The sequence below is a fragment of the Marinobacter halophilus genome (genome assembly GCF_003007685.1).
Taxonomy (GTDB): domain Bacteria; phylum Pseudomonadota; class Gammaproteobacteria; order Pseudomonadales; family Oleiphilaceae; genus Marinobacter; species Marinobacter halophilus.
The window spans coordinates 295,524-314,985 of the sequence record NZ_PXNN01000013.1; the positions used below are offsets into that span (position 1 = coordinate 295,524).

Here is a 19,462-nt window from a genome sequence, read left to right on the forward strand (position 1 = left end):
TTCAGCTTGTAACGGAGTAAGTTCAGAGAAGATCGGCTGTAACTGCCCGATCAACCATACTTACTGCGTCGCCTCGTTGTAGCCATCTTCGACAGCGTCGCCCGCATCATCGGCGGCTTCGCCCATCTCTTCTCCGGCTTCACCAACACCTTCCTTCGTTTCTTCCCAGGCACTTTGGTTCTGGCCAGTAGCGTCGTCCCAGGTTTCTTCGGTAGCGTCGGCTGCATCGTCCATCATTTCACCGGCGTTTTCGCCAGCCCGCTCAAAATCTGCACCTTCATCGTCCTCGGAGCTGCAGGCCGCGAGGCCCAGAGTGGTGAGTAACGCCAGTGCGCTCAGCGTGAGCTTGTTCATAACATATCCCTCTGTCGATCCATGTTTACAGCGCTTAAAGGGTAGAGCTCATGACAGGGCAATGGCAATTACATGCAGATTACTCTTTGGTAAACCGTTGCCCGTTTATCATGATGACATGCTCTACACCAACCACTTTTCCCCTGCCCAGAACCAAAAAGTCATGACCTGCCCGGCTCAACAGATCCCGGATGACCTCATGGATTTCACAGATCTGACCCGCAGGGTCCTGGTAGACAATCTCAACGATGCGTTGTGAACCCACATACTCCCGAAGCATCTGCTGCACAGACCAGGAAACAGTGGCCGGCGACGGGTTGAAGGCGCTCATAAGGTCTTCCCTGTTGTTTTTGTCTTGAAGAAGTCTGGACCACAAATGCAGGTCTCGCCACCAACCCTGAGCTCTTAACCTGAAAGCCCGTCAAATAGTCCCGTGCGGGAACTAAAGTAAGTTTTCTGGCGACCATCCTCGATTGTCATTTCAGGCCAGAGTCATCTTCACACTTAAACATCTGTTGTATTGCAAGATTGTCCGACATAGATTCAAGGAACAATAACCAGCAAGCACGACGGAGAGTCAGTCATGAATGCCAAAGTGAAAGGGTCCCTGGACTCCCAAAAATTGGACGAGCCAGTCATCAAAGTCACTGAGGACAGTGACCTTACACAAACTACCTGGAAGGATCCCAAGCGCTACCTGTGGCTACTTGGACCCGCTCTGCCTGGCATCGGCCTCGCCGCCCTGACTGGCTATGCGATTGCGCCGAAGAGACTGAAAGCACTGGCCTGGACCGGCCCAGCCCTGGTACACGGCGTGATTCCCGCACTCGACCGTGCCATTGGCGAAGATAAAAGCAATCCGCCCGAATCGGCTGTGAGGTCGCTGGAACAGGATAAATACTACGACCGCATCGTAAAGGCCTTCATTCCGACCCAGTACGCCATGACGGTGCTGGGCGCCTGGCTGGCCAGCCGCAAGAACACGCCCCTTGAAGACAAAATCGGCCTGACGCTGACCGTGGGTGCCATTAACGGGGTGGGCATCAACACCGCCCATGAGCTGGGCCACAAATCGAACAAGTTCAACAAACTGATGGCGATGGCGGCATTGGCGCCGACTGGCTACACCCATTTTGTGGTGGAGCACAATTTTGGCCATCACAAGCGGGTGGCGACACCGGAAGATCCGGCCAGCAGCCGGATGGGCGAGAGTTTCTGGAAGTTTCTGCCACGCACGGTATTTGGTGGCATGAAGTCGTCGGTAAAAATCGAGAAGGCTCGGCTTGAGCGCAAGGGGAAGAGCTTCTGGAGTATGGAAAACGAACTGCTTCAGGGCTGGGCGATGAGCGCCGGGTTCTTTGGCGCGACCACGCTGCTGTGCGGTCCGCGTGCGGTTCCGTTCCTGGCGGCGCAGGCGGTTTACGGCGCCAGTTTGCTGGAGAGTGTGAATTACATCGAGCACTACGGTTTGCTGCGCCAGAAAGACAAGGCTGGTAAATATGAGCGCACTCAGCCCGAGCATAGCTGGAACAGCAATCATGTAGTGACAAATCTGTTTCTCTATCAGCTGCAGCGGCATTCGGACCATCACGCGCATCCGACCCGGAGTTATCAGGCCTTGAGGCATTTTGAAAACGCGCCACAGCTGCCGGGTGGTTATGCGTCGATGTTGTTGCCGGCGTACTTGCCTCAGTGGTGGTATGAGACCATGGATAAGCGGGTAATTGATCACTACGAAGGCGATTTGTCGAAGATCAACTGGGATCCGGATCGCAGGGAGGAGCTGATAGCCAAGTACGCTGACTATGCTGCAGAAGTGGCGGCTGAGGCTGCGTCTCGTCGGGCTGATTCTTCTTCTGAGTCTGAGGCGGCCTAAGCTCTGACGATAGTGATGGTTTGGTTGCCGGCCCCAGCCTTTTGGTTGCGGGGCCGGCGGCCAACCACTATTTCCCTTTGAATACCGCTTCCCTTCTTTCCAGAAACGACTGAATACCTTCTTTGACGTCTTCGCTGGCCATCACCGGTCGCAGATCCGGGAACAGGCGCTGCTTGGCGGCTTCCTGGCCTTCGCTGACGGCGATTTTTGACGACTTCAGGCTGCCGTTAACACCGAGCGGTGCGGCTTTCGCGATTTTCTCGGCGATTTCCAGGGCTTTGCTGAACTGTTCTCCGGGTTCGACCAACTCCTGGATCAGCCCCCATTGGTAGGCTTGTTCGGCGGTCCATTCATCGCCGGTGAGCAGGTAACGCTGGGCGTTGCCCCAGCCGATTTCCCGCTGCAGGCGGATGGTGGCGCCGCCACAGGCAAAGATGCCGCGTTTGACTTCGAGCTGGGCGAAGCGGGTGCCTTTGGCGGCGACGCGGATGTCGGTGTTGAGCATCATTTCGACGCCGCAGGTGAAGCAGATGCCCTGGGCGGCGAAGACGACGGGTTTGGTGAGGCTGTCGCCGGTGATGTCGAAGGGGTCGAGTTCGCCGTCACCGGGTTCGATGCCTTTGCCGTTGGCGAACACGCCGGCCCAGTCGTCCAGTTGCAGGCCGCTGGTGAAGTGGTCGCCTTCGGCATACATCACGGCCACGCGCAGGTCCGGGTCACTCTGGAGCTGATAGTAGGCAGCAGCGATTTCGTGGTACATGGCCCGGTTCATGGCGTTCATTTTTTCCGGGCGGTTCAGGCCGATCAGCAAGATGTGGCCTTGTTTTTCTATGTTTACCAGTGACATTGGGGTTGTCCTCTTTTTTGGGAACCTAGCCTGTCAGGTTTGGAGTTCGCACGATCAACGGGTAAGGCTTTCCGGGACACGCTGTGAATACGTCCCTGTAAGCTTGACTGCAGCATCCCTGCTGCAGACAGTCCCGGAAAGCCTTACCCGTCGCTCGTGCCCCAGTCTTGGCAGCGATACGGAAACCGCACATCGCGACTATTGACCTGTAACACCAAAACAAACTTTGTTTGGCTGCATTTCTGCGCGCCGCACCACGGCTCGGGTGCGCTCGGCTGGTGGGCCTTTCCGGGACCGTTGAGGGCCATGGACGGCCCGAAACGAGCCTACAGGGACGTACTCGTGGGCGTGTCCCGGAAAGGCCACCAGCCGAGCGTGCTAACGCCCAAACCTGCAGGCTACGAACAGAACCAAAGCACCAAATCAGAACCAATCAGCCTTCATGTTCAGGCACGTATCATCCTGATTCCGGAGCAAAACCAGATCCTGGGCGACGGTCGGCAGCTCCCAGTGGAAGAAGTACTGGGCAGCCTGGAGTTTGCCCTGGTAGAAGTTGCGCTCGCTGTCGCTGTTGGCGGAAGCCACGGCATTGGCGGCGGCGTTGGCCTGGCGCAACCACATCCAGGCGACAATGATGTGGCCGAACAGGTGCAGGTAGCAGCTGGCGTTGGCCAGAGTTTTGTCGACTTCGCCGCCCATCAAAGATTTGCCCAGGCTTTGGGTGACTTTCACGGCCTGCTGCAGGGTTTCGCTCAAGGACAGCGCCCACTGCTGGCAGCGATCGGTGGTGGCGGCTTGCAGGTCAACCTGCATTTCCTGCATCAGCAGTTGCAGGCCGTGGCTTTGATCCTGCCAGATTTTGCGGCCGAGCAGGTCCAGGGCCTGGATGCCGTTAGTGCCTTCGTGAATCGGGTTCAGGCGGTTGTCGCGCCAGCATTGTTCGACCGGGTATTCACGGGTGTAGCCAGCGCCACCATAAACCTGGATCGCCAGGTCGTTGGCTTTGGGACCAAATTCGGAGGGCCAGGCTTTGATCACCGGGGTGAGCAGGTCCAGCAGTTTGCCGGCCTCGACACGCTTCTGCTCGTCCGGGTGAGTGTGCTGCTCGTCCATCAGGCGGGCACCATACAGGCACAGGGCCAGGCCGCCTTCGCTGTAGGCTTTCTGGGCCAGCAGCATACGGCGCACATCGGCGTGCTCGATGATCGGCACCTGCGGGCTTTCCGGGTCTTTTTCACTGGCTTTGCGGCCCTGCAGACGGTCTTTGGCGTATTCCAGGCTGTGCATGTAACCGCGGTAGCCGATCACGGCGGCGCCGAAACCAACGCCGATGCGGGCTTCGTTCATCATCTGGAACATGTATTTCAGGCCCTGGTGCGGCTCGCCAACCAGGAAGCCGTGACAAGGGGCGTCGTCGCCGAAACTGAGGGCGGTGGAGGTGGTGCCCCGGTAGCCAAGTTTATGGATCAAACCGGCCAGGCTGACGCCGTTGCGCTCGCCCGGGTTACCGGCGTCATCAACGTGGAACTTGGGGACGATGAACAGGGAGATGCCTTTGACACCGGCCGGCGCGCCTTTGATTTTGGCCAGCACCATGTGAACGATGTTCTCGGTGATGCTCTGTTCACCGCCGGAGATGTAGATTTTGGCGCCTTTGATCAGGTAATGACCATCTTCTGTAGGCGTGGCGGAGGTGCGTATGTCGGCCAGGCTGGAGCCAGCGTGGGGCTCGGTCAGGGCCATGGTGCCACTGAAACGGCCGCTGAGCATGGGCGGCAGAAAGGTGGTTTTCTGCTGGTCGTTGCCGAACACGCGGATGAGGTTGGCAGCCGCCGTGGTCAGGAATGGGTAGCCTGCGGTGCCTGGGTTGGCGGCGGTGAAGAAGCCGTTGCAGGCGGCCATGACCGATTCCGGCAGCTGCATGCCGCCCAGGTCGTAGTCGTAACGTCCGGCGAGGAAGCCAGCTTCGGCATAGGCGTCGAAGGCTTTTTTGACGTCCGGCAGCATGTCGACCTGGCCGTTGACGAATTTCGGCTCGTCTTTGTCGGCGGCGCTGTTGTGATTGGCAAATTTCTCTTTCGCCATTTTGTCAGCGGTTTCGATGACGGCATCGAAGGTCTCTTTGCTGTGTTCGCTGAAGCGCTCACGCTGAGTCAGCGTTTCGGTGTCCAAGACCTCGTACAGTTGGAATTCGAGGTCGCGGCGGTCGATGAGGGTGTCGGTCATTCTTGCTCTCCTGTTTATTGCCCTTAGCCTCTCACAACCACTACACTGGTTGGAATTGTCATTTCTGACTTATTCTTGGTGGAAACCGCCATTTCATGAAAACCGTCACCATCATCGGCTTTGACGGCGCCCTGGCCAGCGCGATCACCGGGGTTATCGACCTGTTCCGGATGGCCGGGGTGACCTGGGCCCGGATTCACGGGGAACCGCCCCATGCCTGGTTCAAGACCCGCCTGCTGACGGAGGCGGGCGAACCCTGTCGGTGCATTAACGGGCTGACGCTGTTGGCAGACGGGTCCTGGCGCGAGGTGGAGGCCTTCGGGGTGGATGACCTGGTAATCATTCCGACGATCGGTGCGCCGATAGATCAAACCTTGGCGGGTAATTCAGAACTGATTCGCTGGTTGGGACAGTTTCAGCACGCCGGTGATGGCGGGGTTCGGGTGGCCAGTAATTGCACCGGGGCGTTTTTGTTGGCAGAGGCGGGGTTGCTGGATGGCCGTGAGGCGACCACGCACTGGGGCTTCAGCAATCCGTTTCGGGAGCGGTTTCCGGCGGTGGATTTGCAGCCGGAGAAACTGGTGACGGTGGATGGGCCGGTGGCCTGTGCCGGCGGCGGGATGGCCTGGTGGGATCTGGGGGTGTATCTGGTGGAACGGTTTGCGGGGGCGCAGGTGGCGCGGGAGTTGGCGAAGGCGTTTGTGATTGACGCCGGCCGCACCAGTCAGGCGCCGTACAGTGCCCTGCAAGCCCGGCGCTATCACTCGGACAGCCCGATTCTGAAGTTGCAGGACTGGCTGGACGCCCACTACCGCCAGCCGGTGACGCTGCCGTCTCTGGCGGCCTTGAGCGGGCTGACGGAACGTTCATTGATTCGCCGGTTCAAGGAGGCGACCGGCGATACTCCGACCAGTTACCTGCAGACGCTGCGTATTGAGGCGGCCCGGCAGCATCTGGAGAACTCGCGAGTGGCGGTGGAGGAAATCACCCGGCTGGTCGGGTACGAGGACGTCAGCTCGTTCAGCCGTCTGTTCCGGAAACACACTGGCATGGCACCGGGTGTTTATCGGTCGAGGTTCGGGCGCTGATCTCCGCCTGGCCGATTTCTGGCGTGGGTTATGCAGTTTATTAACCAGAAGGCCAGGTTTGACCTGCCAACGTAAAGAATACCGACAGTCGTGCCTATGGAGAGATCGCCATGAACGCACCGATCAAACAAAGCCAGGCCAGCATTCTGACCCGCCTGTACGACATGAAGCGCAAGCAGCTTGAGCATGCGCTTCAACAGGGCAACAGCCTGCGTTGCCAGGTACTCGAAGCCGAGGCAGAGGCCATCTCCAACGCTTTAAAAGCCGCCCGGTAGCCACCTGCCTCAATCGGCTATTGAATGCCCTTTTGGGTCACCTGTTGCCGTTTTCTGCGGAGTTCAGATGGCCGCAGCCACTTCGGTACCCTGCCGGATGGCCCGTTTTGCATCCAGCTCTTCTGCCAGATCCGCCCCCCCGATCAAATGCGCTTTGACGCCAGACTCCGAGAGCTGATCATAAAGCTCTCGGAACGACTCCTGGCCGGCACAGATGATCACGTTATCCACCGCCAACACTCTGCTCTCCTGAGCTTTGCCGTTCTTGTCGGTCAGGGTGATGTGCAGGCCCTGATCGTCAATGCGGTCATAACGGCAACCTTTGAGCATTTCAACATCCCGATGCTTCAGGCTGTTCCGGTGCACCCAGCCGGAGGTTTTGCCCAGGCCACCACCGACTTTGCCGGTTTTGCGCTGCATCAGGTAAATCTTGCGTGGCGAGGGGGTCGGTTCGCGTTCCGCCAGGCCACCGGGGCCTTCAAACGTCGGGTTAACGCCCCACTCCGCCTGCCAGTCCGCCACGCTGATCTGCTCGCCTTCCGGGTGCTGGCCGAAGTCATGGGTCAGGAATTCACTGACGTCAAAGCCGATGCCACCGGCGCCGATCACCGCCACGGTCTTGCCGACCGGCTTGTTGTGGCGCAGCACGTCGAGGTAGCCGAGCACTTTCGGATGGTCGATGCCGTCTATTTTTGGTGTTCTTGGCTTTACACCGGTGGCGATGATGACGTCATCAAACCCCTGCCCTACCAGCGCCTTCGAATCGACGCGGGTGTTAAGTTTCAGGTCAATCTGCAACAGCTCGATCTGGCGCTGGAAATAACGCAGGGTTTCGTAGAATTCTTCCTTGCCCGGAATACGCTTGGCGTAGTTGAACTGGCCGCCAATTTGGTCGTCGGCGTCAAACAAGGTCACTTTATGGCCACGTTTGGCTGCGGTTGTGGCTGCCGCCAGGCCGGCAGGCCCTGCGCCAACCACCGCAACCCGCCGCGCCACGGGGGCCACGGTCAGCACCAGTTCCGTTTCGTGACAGGCCCGGGGATTGACCAGACACGAGGCCCGCTTGGCCTGGAATACGTGGTCGAGGCAAGCCTGGTTGCAGGCGATGCAGGTGTTGATCTCGTCGCTGCGGCCCTGCTCAGCCTTGCGCACAAACTCGCTGTCCGCCAGCAACGGCCGGGCCATGGACACCATGTCGGCTTTGCCAGCTGCAAGAATCTCTTCGCCTTTCTCGGGGGTGTTGATGCGATTGGTGGTACAAATCGGAATCGCCACTTCACCGTAGAACTTGGCGGTGACATCGGCAAAACCACCCCGCGGCACCGAGGTCACGATAGTGGGCACTCGGGCTTCGTGCCAGCCAATGCCCGTGTTGATAATGGTGGCACCGGCCTGCTCGATGGCCTTGCCCAGGGTGACGACCTGATCCCAGGTCTGACCACCTTCCACCAGGTCGAGCATAGACAACCGGTAGATGATGATGAACTCAGGCCCCACCGCCTCGCGCATCCGGCGAACAATTTCGACCGGCAGGCGCATGCGGTTTTCGAAAGGGCCACCCCATTTGTCGGTGCGTTTGTTGGTGCGCTCACACAGAAACTGGTTAATGAAATAGCCCTCGGAGCCCATCACCTCAACGCCGTCATAACCCGCAAATTTCGCCAGCTTGGCCGCGTCGACGAAATCATTGATCTGCCGTTCGACACCTTTAGTGGACAGGGCACGGGCCTTGAAAGGACTGATCGGGGCTTTGGTCGCGGAGGCAGACACAATCAGCGGTTGGTATCCGTAACGCCCGGCGTGCAGTAATTGCAGGCAGATTTTGCCGCCGGCCTCATGCACAGCGCCGGTCACATGACGATGCAACAGGGCGGTGCCCCGATTATTCATGGTGGACGACAGCGGAGCCAGTTGCCCGACCAGGTTGGGCGAGTAACCGCCGGTGACCATAAGGCCAACGCCACCCTCAGCCCGCTCTGCAAAATACCGGGCGAACTTGTGAATATTCCAGAACCGGTCCTCAAGGCCCGTGTGCATGGAACCCATGAGCACCCGATTTTTGAGTTCGGTAAAGCCAAGATCAAGAGGTTTCAACAAGTTAGGATAGGTCGAAGTCATGATGGAAGTCGCCAGAGTCTGGTGGAAGAACAGCTGAAAAGGTTACCACACCCGACTTCGACTAAGGTATGGCATCCCGTATTGTCCGGCTTGAGCGGTCGACACTTAGTGTCGCACGGTTTGCCTTGCCTTTGGTCAATCTGTCAGATAGTCTTTCTGGCACCTTTGAAGGTAGAAACCATAGCTATTGCCTATCAACCAATATCCTGCACCCCCGCGACAGCATATCGCTGAGGTGCCAAAACGGAGCTTTGACGCACATGCTATTGGCTGTGTTATCCGGATTTCTGCTGGCTATTGTCGTGCCCCTTTTACATCGGGTCGCGGGCAAATATATCGGTTGGTTACTGGCGTTGCTGCCGGCGAGCCTCGTTGCTTATTTCAGCACGTTTCTGTCGCAGGTTCAGGGCGGACCACTGCTGCTGGAATATCAATGGCTGCCTGGGCTGGGTATCTCGCTCAACTTTCTGGTTGATGGCCTTTCTCTGACCTTTGCATTACTGATCAGCGGTATCGGAACCTTTATTCTGATCTACGCGGGCTCTTATCTGGCCGGACACAAATACCTGGCACGTTTTTTCGTCATTATGCTAGCGTTCATGGCATCGATGCTCGGTCTGGTGCTGTCCGACAACCTGATCACGCTGTTTGTGTTCTGGGAACTGACCAGCATCACTTCCTACATGCTGATCGGTTTCAATCACGAAGACCTTGAAGCCCGCAAGTGCGCACTCCAGGGATTGTTTGTGACGGTGGCCGGTGGCATGGCTCTGATGGCCGGCCTGATTCTGCTGACGATCATGACGGGCAGCTATTCTATCTCTGCCATCCTGGCTTCTGGTGACCCGATCCATCAGCACGCGTTCTATACCGCCGCTGTGCTGTGCCTGTTGGCTGGCGCGTTTACCAAATCAGCGCAAGTGCCATTCCACTTCTGGCTGCCCAACGCCATGGCGGCACCAACGCCGGTGTCTGCGTTTCTGCACTCGGCTACCATGGTCAAGGCCGGCATTTACCTGATGGCTCGCCTGAACCCGGCTCTGGGTGAAGGCGAATTCTGGAGCATGATGCTGATGGGCTTTGGTGCTGCCACCATGTTGACCGGCGCCTGGTTCGCCTTCAGCAGCACCGGAATCAAAAAAGTTCTGGCCTACTCCACCGTGATGGCGCTGGGTACGCTGACGATGCTGATTGGCGTTGGTACCGAGCTCGCCATGACGGCGTTTATCTGCTTCCTGATCGCTCACTCCTTGTACAAAGGCGCGCTGTTCATGCTCGCAGGCGCTCTGGATCACGAAACCGGCACCAAGGACATCTCCCGCATGGGCGGCCTGCGCAAGGCCATGCCTGTGACTGCCACCATTGCCGTCTTTGCGGCACTGTCACTGGCTGGCCTGCCGCCGCTGTTCGGGTTTATTGCCAAGGAGTTGATGCTGGAGTCTCTGCTTGACGCACCGCTCTGGAGCAACTTGCTGGTGATGGCGGCCGTCGCGTCAGCCATTCTGATCGTGGGCGTGGCCGGGCTGGTCGCGATCAAACCATTTTTTGGGACCCCGGGCGACACCCCGAAAACACCTCATGAAGCCCCTTTTGGCATGCTGATTGGCCCTGCAGTTCTGACCATTATTGCCCTGGCCTTCGGCCTGATGCCGTTCCTGCCAGAAAACGCTCTATTGAAGGCAGCGGTCGCCTCGGTTTATGGGGCACCGGTGGATTTCCACCTGGCACTCTGGCACGGCATCAATGCGCCGCTGTTACTGTCCGCCGTCAGCCTGATTGTGGGCCTTCTGCTGTTCCGTGCCTGGCCGCGAATCCAGCCAACCCTCAATGCGATCAACTATGCGGGTAGCCGTGTCGGGCCGGAGGCTGGCTACTTCAAGATTATGGAGTGGATTACCGTTGTCGCCAGCTGGCAGACCCGGATGTTGCAGAATGGCGTGCTGGGCATCTACATGCTGGTGCTGGTCGCCGTTACCTTCGGGCTGGCCGGCTACACCATGCTCGACAAGTACGGCGTGCACTTCACGCTGAATCTGGCCGACAGTCATTTCTATGAATGGGGCATCGCCCTGTTATTGGTGGCGTCGGCTGTCTTTGCCAGCAGTACCCACTCCCGGCTCGGCTCCGTTGCCTCCATGGGTGTATTGGGTTTCGGTGTGGCCCTGACCTTTATCCTGTTCAGCGCGCCCGACCTCGGCATCACCCAGCTGCTGGTAGAAACCCTGACGGTTATCCTGCTGGTGCTGGTACTGTTCAAATTGCCGGAATTTGTGAACCTGTCAACGCCGTTCCAGCGTTACCGCGATCTCGCCGTGTCGGTGTTTGCCGGCATCACGATCACCCTGATGATGCTGGCCGTCCTCGATATCCAGTACTTCGAGACAATATCGACTTACTACGTTGAGAACAGTGCGCCTTTGGCGTACGGCAGGAACATCGTGAACGTGATACTGGTCGATTTCCGGGCTCTGGATACTCTGGGCGAAATCTTTGTGCTGTCACTTGCGGCACTCGGTGTGCTCTCTATGCTGAAACTGAAAGCGGAGGATCAGCACAAACCATGAAGTCAAATACCATGATTCTGCACACGGCGGCTTTGCTGATTATGCCGCTGCAGTTGATGTTCTCGGTTTTCCTGCTGTTCCGGGGCCACGACGAGCCCGGCGGTGGTTTTATCGGCGGACTGGTCGCTGCCGGTGCCTTCGTACTCTATGCCTTTGCCTTTGGCGCTGAGCCTGCCCGCCGGATTCTTCGGGTAGGCCCCAGAGATCTGCTGGGCGCCGGGCTGTTACTGGGCCTGGCGTCGACGCTGCCAGCCCTGCTTTCCGGGCAGCCCATGCTGACCGCCCACTGGTGGGAACTCCCGCTGCCCGGAGGCGACTATCTGAAACTGTCCACGCCGCTGATCTTCGACATCGGGGTCTACTTTGCAGTGCTGGGCACCATCATGACCTTTGTTATCGGCCTGATGGAAGCAGAAGAATGACCCATTATTCAGAGCAAACACCTGGAGGATCTCTATGGAGAGCCTGATGGCCTATGTGGTGGGCATTATGTTCACTGCCGCCTTTTACATGATGCTCAGGCGCTCGATCGTCAAGCTGGTCATCGGTTTGATGATGCTGAGTAACGCAGCGAACCTGCTGATTTTTGTAGTAGCCGGCATGACCCGCGGTGCACCGCCATTGATTCCGGACGGCGCCAGCGGCCCGGTCGGCATTGTTGCTGACCCGCTGCCTCAGGCATTGATCCTGACAGCCATTGTAATTGCCTTTGGCGTACTGGCCTTCGCTGTGGTGCTTATCCGCCGAGCCTATGAGGTGGTCGGAACCGATGACCTGGACCAAATGAAGGATACGGACACTTGAGCCCGGAACTGATTCTTCCTGTACTGATTCCTCTGACCGCCGGCGCCCTGTCGCTGTCGCTTTGGCGGTCGGTTCGCTACCAACGCATCCTGGCGGTGCTGGCCAATGCCCTGCTGCTGTGGACTGGCATCTGGTTGCTGATGTCGACCACCGAGCATGGCTTTATCACCATGCAAATGGGCAGTTGGCCGGCACCGTTCAGCATTGTCTTTGTATCGGACGTGCTGGCGGCCATCATGATTGTGCTGACCGGCATTATCGGTTTGGCGATTGCCATCTATTCGCTTGCCTCCACCCCGCGCGGGCATGAGAAGTTTGGCTACTACCCACTGATGCATCTGTTGTTGGCGGGTGTGGCTGGCTCCTTCCTGACCGGTGACATCTTCAACCTGTTCGTCTGGTTTGAGGTGATGCTGCTGGCGTCGTTTGCTCTGCTGACCCTGGGTGGCGAGCGGGCGCAGATGGAAGGCGCCATCAAGTACGTCACCCTCAACCTGTTCTCGTCGGCGATCTTCCTGTCTGCCGTGGGTCTGCTCTACGGCATGGTCGGCACCCTGAACATGGCGGATATCGCCCAGAAAGTCAGCCAGGTAGAAGACCCGGGCATGATCACCGTGGTCGCTATGATGTTCATGGTCTCATTCGGCATCAAGGCGGCGGCGTTCCCGTTGTTCTTCTGGCTCCCGGCCTCGTACCACACGCCTCAGGTCGCGGTGTCTGCGCTGTTTGCCGGCCTGCTGACCAAGGTGGGCGTTTATGCCCTGTTCCGGATGTTTACGCTGATCTTTACCCAGGATGTGGATTACACACACAACATCCTGCTGTGGGCCGCAACCGCGACCATGCTCACCGGCGTGCTGGGCGCGGCCGCCCAATTCGAATTCCGGCGTATCCTGTCGTTCCACATCGTCAGCCAGATCGGCTACATGATGCTGGGGCTGGCGTTGTACACGCCGCTGGCCATCATTGGCGGTGTGTTTTACATCATGCACCACATCATTGTTAAGACGAATCTGTTCCTGGTCAGCGGCTTTGTCTATCGGCTGCTCGGCAGCTATGAGCTCAAAGACCTGGGCAGCGTTTACAAATACCGCCCACTGCTGGCGGTGTTATTCCTGATTCCGGCGCTCTCGCTGGCCGGCATTCCACCGCTGTCGGGTTTCTTTGCCAAGTTTGTAATCATCCGCGCAGCACTTGAGGCCGAAGCCTATGTGGTGACCTTTGTCGCTTTGCTGGTGGGCCTGCTCACGCTTTATTCCATGATCAAGATCTGGGCCGAGGTGTTCTGGAAGAAAATTCCGGATCACGTGCACAACACTGAAGAACTCAAGGGCAAGCTGAACGAGAAGCACGCCTGGGCCTATTATGTACCCATGGTTGGCCTGGCGATCTGCACCCTGATCATCGGCCTCTACGGCCAGCCAATTTACGAATTGGCAGAGATGTCGGCCAAGCAGTTGATGAACCCGCAGCTTTACATCGAGGCGGTGTTGGGAGGGAATCAGCCATGATCGGATTCTTCTGGAACGTCACCCTGGCGCTGGCTTGGGTTGCCTTAAGTGGCTCGTTCACCGCCTGGAACCTGCTTGCCGGCTTGATCTTTGGCTATCTGGCACTGATGGTGTTGCAGAAGCATGTCCCGGCGCTCAAAGGGTATTCGCGCCGGCTGCCAAGGCTGGTGTCCTTTTCCCTGTTCTTTATCAAGGAACTTTTCAAGGCGAACTTCCGGGTCGCTTATGACGTCGCCACCCCGGTCTGGTACATGAAGCCCGGTGTGATCGCCTTTGAAATGGAAGCGCACAGTGACGCTGAGATCATGTTCCTGAGCAGCTTCATTTCGCTGACTCCGGGCACCCTGAGCCTGGACGTCTCCGATGATCGGCGGGTGCTCTATATTCACGCCATGTTCCTGCAAGACGAGGAGCAGTTGCGCAAGGATCTCAAGGAGCTTGAGTTCCGGATTCTGAAGATCATGCGCTGAGGAGCTGAAACGTGCTGAATGTTGTGATCAATATTGTATATTTTATGCTGTCGGTGGCGCTGTTGTTCGCGTTTATCCGCCTGACCAAAGGACCATCGCTGCCAGACCGCGTGGTATCACTGGAACTGATCGCCTCCATTGTGGTCGGTTATGTAGGGGTGCATGCCATCGACACCGGGGTCTCCAGCCTGCTGGACGTGGCCATCGTTATTGCGCTGACGGCGTTCCTGACCGCCATAGGTTTTGCCCGCTTCCTGGAGCGAGGAGGACGTAAGAGTGAGTGAATTGATCGTTGCCATACTGCTCCTGACCGGCGCCAGCTTTATGATTCTGGCTTCGGTCGGCATTCTTCGGCTTCCGGACCTGCCCACCCGAATGCACGCCTCCACCAAGGCTGGTGCCATGGGCGCCATGATGACGATGGCCGGCGTGGCCATGCACTTCGGCGATGTGGTGGTGTTCACCCGGGCATTTGCCATCGTGATCTTTATTCTGATCACCGCCCCCATCGCAGCCCATGTGATTGGCAGGGCCGGCTATTTTCTCGGCACACCTCTATGGGAAGGCACGGTAAAGGATGAATTAAAAGACAACTACGATGAAAAAACCCACAGTCTGTACAGCGGTTTTGAACCCGCTCCCGAAAGCGTAATCCCACCCACGCACAAGAAGCGTGACGAGGATGACGAGATTTGAATCGATAAAAACAACCATTCAAAACGACGTCGAAGAGGTGTAAACCATGGCACAAACCCGCATTCTCCCAGCGGCCGATAACGCGCACCAATACCCCCTTCTGATCAAACAGCTCCTGCTGTCTGGGCCCCGCTACAACCCGAACCAGGAAATCGTCTATTCCAACCGCAGCAAGTACACCTACACCGATCTGGTGGATCGCATCCATCGGCTGGCCAATGCCCTGACCGACGCCGGCGTGAAAGCCGGAGATACGGTTGCGGTGATGGATTGGGACACCCCGCGCTACCTGGAGTGTTTCTTTGCGATTCCGATGATTGGCGCCATTCTGCACACCGTTAACGTGCGGCTGTCGCCGGAGCAGATTGTTTACACCATGAACCACGCCGAGGACGACGTTGTGCTGGTGCACGACGACTTTCTGCCGATCATCGAAGGCGTCAAAGACGAGATCAAGACCGTCAAGACCTGGATCCAGCTGACCGACAACGACACCGCAAAAGCGACGTCGGTTGATACTATCGGCGACTACGAAGCCTTGCTGGCGAACGCCAACAACCAGTTCGATTTCCCGGACTTTGACGAGAACAGCATTGCGACCACTTTCTACACCACCGGAACCACCGGCAATCCGAAAGGCGTGTACTTCAGCCACCGGCAGCTGGTGCTGCACACTCTGGTGATGACCGGCACCGTTGCCTCGTTTGATGAGATGCCGTTGCTACGCTCCTCCTCGGTGTACATGCCGCTGACGCCGATGTTCCACGTCCACGCCTGGGGCGTGCCCTATGCGGCCACTATGATGGGCATCAAGCAGGTTTACCCCGGCCGCTATGAGCCTGAAATGCTGGTCGACCTGTTAAAAGAGCACAAAGTTACTTTCTCGCACTGCGTACCCACCATCATGCAGATGATGATGGCCACCGAATCCATCAAAACCGCCGACCTGAACAACTGGCACGTACTGATTGGTGGTAGCGCCCTGACCAAGGGCCTTTGTGACGCCGGAGCCAGGCTCGGTATCAAGATGTACACCGCCTATGGCATGTCTGAAACCTGCCCGCTGCTGAGCGCCTCTCACCTCAAGCCCGAGGATATGGAGCTGCCGCTGGAGCAGCAGACCGCCATCCGGGTAAAAACCGGCATTGCCGCGCCGCTGGTCGAGCTGGAAATTATCGATCCCGATGGCAACCCGGTGCCCCATGACGGCGAAGCCAAGGGCGAAGTGGTTGCGCGCGCACCCTGGCTGACCCAGAGCTACTTCAAGGAGCCCCAGAAAGGCGAGGAGCTGTGGCAAGGCGGCTGGCTGCATACCGGCGACGTCGCCTCTATGGAGCCGAACAACACCCTGACCATCAAGGACCGCATCAAAGATGTGATCAAGACCGGTGGTGAGTGGCTGTCGTCGCTGGATCTGGAAAACCTGATCAGCCAGCACCCGGCCGTCGCCGGTGCTGCCGTGGTCGGTGTGCCAGATGAAAAATGGGGGGAACGGCCCTACGCCCTGGTCACCCTGAAGCCGGGCGAAGACGTGTCGCTGAAGGACATCCAGCAGCACCTGAGCAAGTTCGTCGAGAGTGGCGACATCAACAAGTGGGCCATTCCTGAACAAATCGACTTTGTTGAGGACATTCCGAAGACCAGTGTTGGCAAGATCAACAAGAAGCTGATTCGGGATCAGTTGAAAGACTGATTGTTGAAACAAAAAACCGGCGGCTGTGTCCAGTCGCCGGTTTTTTTATGGCCAGGCATTAAAGCCCCGAGAAGGTAAAATCCACATCTGGGCGACGTCCGTCAACAATGTCGGCCAGCGCCGCCGCCGAGCCGCAGGAGTGAGTCCAACCCAAGGTGCCGTGCCCGGTATTCAGGTACAGATTGGTGAAATGGCTTTTACCGATATACGGCACATTAGACGGGGTGGTCGGCCGCAACCCGGTCCAGAACTCTGCCTGGTCCCACTGGCCGGCTTCGGGCATGACTTCGGCCGCTCTGCGAACGATTGCCCGGCAACGGGTATAGTTCAGATCACGACTGTACCCGTTCAACTCGGCGGTTCCCGCCACGCGTATCCGGTCGCCCAACCGTGAGTAGACTAGTTTGTATTCGTCGTCGGTCAGGCTGACGTTAAACGCGGCGTCCTGATTTTTAACCGGCACGGTAATCGAATAGCCCTTGGCCGGGTAGATGTTCAGGAACAGTCCGATCCTGCGAGCCAGAATGGCGCTGAAGCTGCCCAGACTCAGCACATAACTGTCGGCGCGCAGGGTTTGATGCTTGCCTGCCCTGAGCACCTGGACACCCAGAATACGGTCTCCGGCACGGTCGAAGTCCAGCACGTCGGTGCCGTACAGAAAGGTTACACCCGCCTGTTCACAACGGTGTGCGAGTGCTTGCGTAAACATTCTGGCATCGCCGCTCTCGTCATCGGCGGTGAAGGTCGCGCCGGCGATACGGCGGCGTATCGGCGTCAGAGCCGGCTCCAGTTGCACGGCGCGCTCGGCATCGATCACCTGCCGGTCACAGCCCTGGTCTCGCATAATGCGGGCAGGTTCCAAAGCGGCATCAAACTCAGCCGGGTTGGTGTAAAAATGCAGAATGCCCTTCTCAAGATGGTCATAGTCAAGATTGGCCTCCTGACGCAGTGCCTGCAGGCGCGACCGGCTGTAGGTGCCCAGATTGACCATCTGCCGGATGTTATGGGCGGCCTTGGCAGAGGTGCATTGCGCCAGAAACGACAGTGCCCAGCGCCACTGGTAAGGATCCAGGCGCGGGCGAAACAGAAGGGGAGCATCCTGCTGAAACAGCCACTTCAGGACTTTCAGTGGCGCGGAAGGGTTAGCCCAGGGCTCCGCGTGGGAGACTGAAATCTGGCCACCGTTGGCATAACTGGTTTCGAGGCCCGACAGACTTTGACGGTCGACCACCGTCACCTGATGCCCCTGCGCCTGAAGATACCAGGCCGTAGTAACGCCAACGACCCCGGCTCCCAGTACCACTACATGCATGCCTGACTCCCCTCGAGAATAGTCTTTGACGGAGCTTCAGCCGCCTGATCGTTTGACCGTCCAGCCTTTTTGCTGAAGCAGGGGCACAAGAATATCCCTCTGATCGCCCTGAATCTCCACCACGCCGTCTTTTACCGTACCACCTGTGCCACATTTGGCTTTTAACACTTTGGCGTAGGCCTTCAGTTCTTTGTCATCCAGAGGGACACCGGTAATCAAGGTGACGCCTTTGCCTTTGCGGCCCTTGGTTTCCCGACTGACGCGCACCACACCATCCCCGGAAGGCCGAGACGCTTGCCCACAGGTGCAGTCACTCACCGGGTTTCGGCACTCCGGACACATGCGGCCCTGCTCTGTCGAAAACACCAGTCCACCTTCTCGTTTTCTCATACCCATCAACTCAATCCTGTCTGCTGATCAGTTCAGGCCCGGAGGGTATTTGGAAAACATTTCGGCGACAACCTCGTCAATCAGCTTGCGACGTGTTTCCGGAGACTGGCTTTCATTGAGATAACGGCGGCTGGCCGAACGCCAGATCACCTCGGAATTCCTGCGGTCCGCCAGCTCGATCACCAGCTTACCCTCGGTGATCTCTCTGACCGGTGGCGGAGCAGATACGCCCCAACCAAAATTGCCGCGACCAAAACCGAAGCCAAGCCCCACGCCCACTTGCTCGAGCCGTTCTTCCGGCACAATCTGCCAGCTGATCAACAGGTCCGCCTCAGTGTCCACCACCTGCCTCATAGCTTTCCGGCTGAGCTCCCGCTCAATCGCCGTGCGCACCCTGGCATCGTCCAGTGAGGTGATACCGCTGTTTTTCTGCGAAGGCGCATAGGCCCAGCTGGTGTAATTGCCAAAGACCGTCGCCGAGTTGTAGTCGGTCATCACGTTACTGGCACACCCTGCCAGCAGGGTTACCATGGCAGCAATAAACAGAACACGCATAAGCTTTCTCCCGCAATGGAGGTTCTTGTTTGTAGTATACGCCCAGCGATGATGGTTCGGTTCGCCAGGCTGGTCAGGTTTCAAAACGGTAATCCAGCTTCTGGGCCTCGCAAAACGCGGCAAATTCACTCTGCCTGATGACCGGCAGAGAAACCAGCGCGCTTACCCGGGTACTGTAGTCAATCGCCTCAATGTTGCCTTCGTGCCCTTCACACCAATGCCTCAGGGGTTGTTCATCGGCAAAACCCAACCCCACCTGAGCCTGCACTCGCGCCTGTTGAACCACTCGCCCAACCTCTGAAAGTACACTCTCGGCCGCACCGGCATAAGCACGCACCAAGCCCCCCGCGCCCAGTTTGATACCACCAAAATAACGGATCACGATCACCAGCACATCGCCCATATCTTTGTGCTGAATGACATTCAGAATGGGCTTACCAGCCGTGCCTGACGGCTCACCATCGTCATTCATCGCCGCCTCTGCCGCCGAACCCGGGCGGCCGATCTGGTAGCCCCAGCAAACATGCCGGGCATCCGGGTAGTCCTGATGCGCTGAGGCAACACGCTCCCGCACTTCGTCGCGGGTGCTGACCGGATACACCCGGGCAATAAAACGGCTTTTTTTCACTTCCGTTTCACGCTCAAGGTATCCTGATGGTACCGGGTAATCTTTGCTCATGAGG

The 19,462-nt window shown here is 58.0% G+C and carries 20 protein-coding genes; 11 read left to right on the top strand and 9 right to left on the bottom strand.

Annotation, left to right across the window (positions count from 1 at the left end):
• Positions 1-60 precede the first annotated feature (60 nt).
• Together C7H08_RS11200 and C7H08_RS11205 are read right to left on the bottom strand one after the other, a co-directional pair.
• Entirely contained in the window at positions 61-354 is a 294-nt protein-coding gene (locus C7H08_RS11200) for a hypothetical protein (protein WP_106671842.1), read from the bottom strand.
• Between the two features lie 79 nt (positions 355-433).
• A complete protein-coding gene (locus tag C7H08_RS11205; protein ID WP_106671843.1) occupies positions 434-685 on the bottom strand; it encodes a hypothetical protein in 252 nt (83 codons plus the stop codon).
• A 252-nt stretch (positions 686-937) separates the two neighbouring features.
• Here C7H08_RS11205 and C7H08_RS11210 point away from each other — a divergent pair, with 252 nt between their 5' ends.
• The gene (locus tag C7H08_RS11210) at positions 938-2,230 is read left to right on the top strand and encodes an alkane 1-monooxygenase (RefSeq protein ID WP_106671845.1); all 1,293 of its coding nucleotides are present in this window, start codon (positions 938-940) and stop codon (positions 2,228-2,230) included.
• Between the two features lie 67 nt (positions 2,231-2,297).
• Here the strand turns inward: C7H08_RS11210 and C7H08_RS11215 are convergent, their stop codons facing one another.
• Positions 2,298-3,077, bottom strand: a complete 780-nt coding sequence (locus C7H08_RS11215) for a crotonase/enoyl-CoA hydratase family protein (protein ID WP_106671847.1) — start codon at positions 3,075-3,077, stop codon at positions 2,298-2,300.
• A 423-nt stretch (positions 3,078-3,500) separates the two neighbouring features.
• On the bottom strand, positions 3,501-5,303 hold the full coding sequence (locus C7H08_RS11220; RefSeq protein ID WP_106671848.1) for an acyl-CoA dehydrogenase: 1,803 nt from the start codon (positions 5,301-5,303) through the stop codon (positions 3,501-3,503).
• 95 nt (positions 5,304-5,398) lie between these two features.
• On the opposite strand from C7H08_RS11220, the gene C7H08_RS11225 reads away from it, so the two are divergent.
• Positions 5,399-6,391 (top strand): GlxA family transcriptional regulator, encoded by a 993-nt coding sequence (locus C7H08_RS11225; protein WP_106671849.1) that lies wholly within the window; start codon positions 5,399-5,401, stop codon positions 6,389-6,391.
• 110 nt (positions 6,392-6,501) lie between these two features.
• On the top strand, positions 6,502-6,666 hold the full coding sequence (locus tag C7H08_RS18185) for a hypothetical protein (RefSeq protein WP_165793956.1): 165 nt from the start codon (positions 6,502-6,504) through the stop codon (positions 6,664-6,666).
• Between the two features lie 63 nt (positions 6,667-6,729).
• Here the strand turns inward: C7H08_RS18185 and C7H08_RS11230 are convergent, their stop codons facing one another.
• The gene (locus C7H08_RS11230) at positions 6,730-8,784 is read right to left on the bottom strand and encodes an NADPH-dependent 2,4-dienoyl-CoA reductase (RefSeq protein ID WP_106671851.1); all 2,055 of its coding nucleotides are present in this window, start codon (positions 8,782-8,784) and stop codon (positions 6,730-6,732) included.
• Positions 8,785-9,044: 260 nt separating this feature from the next.
• Between C7H08_RS11230 and C7H08_RS11235 the strand changes: the two genes are divergently transcribed.
• The 8 genes from C7H08_RS11235 to C7H08_RS11270 are packed head-to-tail and all read left to right on the top strand — an operon-like array spanning position 9,045 to position 16,522.
• Complete coding sequence (locus C7H08_RS11235) at positions 9,045-11,348, top strand: putative monovalent cation/H+ antiporter subunit A (protein WP_106671852.1); 2,304 nt, start codon at positions 9,045-9,047, stop codon at positions 11,346-11,348.
• Positions 11,345-11,770 (top strand): Na+/H+ antiporter subunit B, encoded by a 426-nt coding sequence (locus C7H08_RS11240; RefSeq protein WP_106671854.1) that lies wholly within the window; start codon positions 11,345-11,347, stop codon positions 11,768-11,770. The genes C7H08_RS11235 and C7H08_RS11240 overlap by 4 nt, the downstream gene beginning before the upstream one ends.
• 34 nt (positions 11,771-11,804) lie before the next feature.
• Complete coding sequence (locus C7H08_RS11245) at positions 11,805-12,152, top strand: Na+/H+ antiporter subunit C (protein ID WP_106671856.1); 348 nt, start codon at positions 11,805-11,807, stop codon at positions 12,150-12,152.
• Positions 12,149-13,663 (top strand): Na+/H+ antiporter subunit D, encoded by a 1,515-nt coding sequence (locus C7H08_RS11250; protein ID WP_106671858.1) that lies wholly within the window; start codon positions 12,149-12,151, stop codon positions 13,661-13,663. The genes C7H08_RS11245 and C7H08_RS11250 overlap by 4 nt, the downstream gene beginning before the upstream one ends.
• Positions 13,660-14,133 carry a Na+/H+ antiporter subunit E gene (locus C7H08_RS11255; RefSeq protein WP_106671860.1) on the top strand — a complete coding sequence of 158 codons (474 nt, stop codon included), beginning with the start codon at positions 13,660-13,662 and terminating at the stop codon, positions 14,131-14,133. The genes C7H08_RS11250 and C7H08_RS11255 overlap by 4 nt, the downstream gene beginning before the upstream one ends.
• A gap of 11 nt (positions 14,134-14,144) precedes the next feature.
• Positions 14,145-14,417 carry an MrpF/PhaF family protein gene (locus C7H08_RS11260; RefSeq protein ID WP_106671862.1) on the top strand — a complete coding sequence of 91 codons (273 nt, stop codon included), beginning with the start codon at positions 14,145-14,147 and terminating at the stop codon, positions 14,415-14,417.
• Entirely contained in the window at positions 14,410-14,829 is a 420-nt protein-coding gene (gene mnhG, locus C7H08_RS11265; RefSeq protein ID WP_106671863.1) for a monovalent cation/H(+) antiporter subunit G, read from the top strand. Before C7H08_RS11260 ends, mnhG begins: the two co-directional genes overlap by 8 nt.
• A gap of 46 nt (positions 14,830-14,875) precedes the next feature.
• Entirely contained in the window at positions 14,876-16,522 is a 1,647-nt protein-coding gene (locus tag C7H08_RS11270; RefSeq protein WP_106671865.1) for a fatty acid--CoA ligase, read from the top strand.
• Positions 16,523-16,580: 58 nt separating this feature from the next.
• Here C7H08_RS11270 and C7H08_RS11275 read toward each other — a convergent pair whose 3' ends face one another.
• The 4 genes from C7H08_RS11275 to C7H08_RS11290 all read right to left on the bottom strand — a co-directional run bounded on the left by C7H08_RS11275 (position 16,581) and on the right by C7H08_RS11290 (position 19,458).
• Positions 16,581-17,834, bottom strand: a complete 1,254-nt coding sequence (locus tag C7H08_RS11275) for a D-amino acid dehydrogenase (protein WP_106671867.1) — start codon at positions 17,832-17,834, stop codon at positions 16,581-16,583.
• A 36-nt stretch (positions 17,835-17,870) separates the two neighbouring features.
• Positions 17,871-18,230 (bottom strand): translation initiation factor Sui1, encoded by a 360-nt coding sequence (locus tag C7H08_RS11280; RefSeq protein WP_106671868.1) that lies wholly within the window; start codon positions 18,228-18,230, stop codon positions 17,871-17,873.
• Between the two features lie 21 nt (positions 18,231-18,251).
• Positions 18,252-18,779: a DUF4136 domain-containing protein gene (locus C7H08_RS11285; protein ID WP_106671870.1), complete on the bottom strand. Its 528-nt coding sequence runs from the start codon at positions 18,777-18,779 to the stop codon at positions 18,252-18,254.
• A gap of 73 nt (positions 18,780-18,852) precedes the next feature.
• Positions 18,853-19,458, bottom strand: a complete 606-nt coding sequence (locus C7H08_RS11290) for an IMPACT family protein (protein WP_106671871.1) — start codon at positions 19,456-19,458, stop codon at positions 18,853-18,855.
• Positions 19,459-19,462 lie beyond the last annotated feature (4 nt).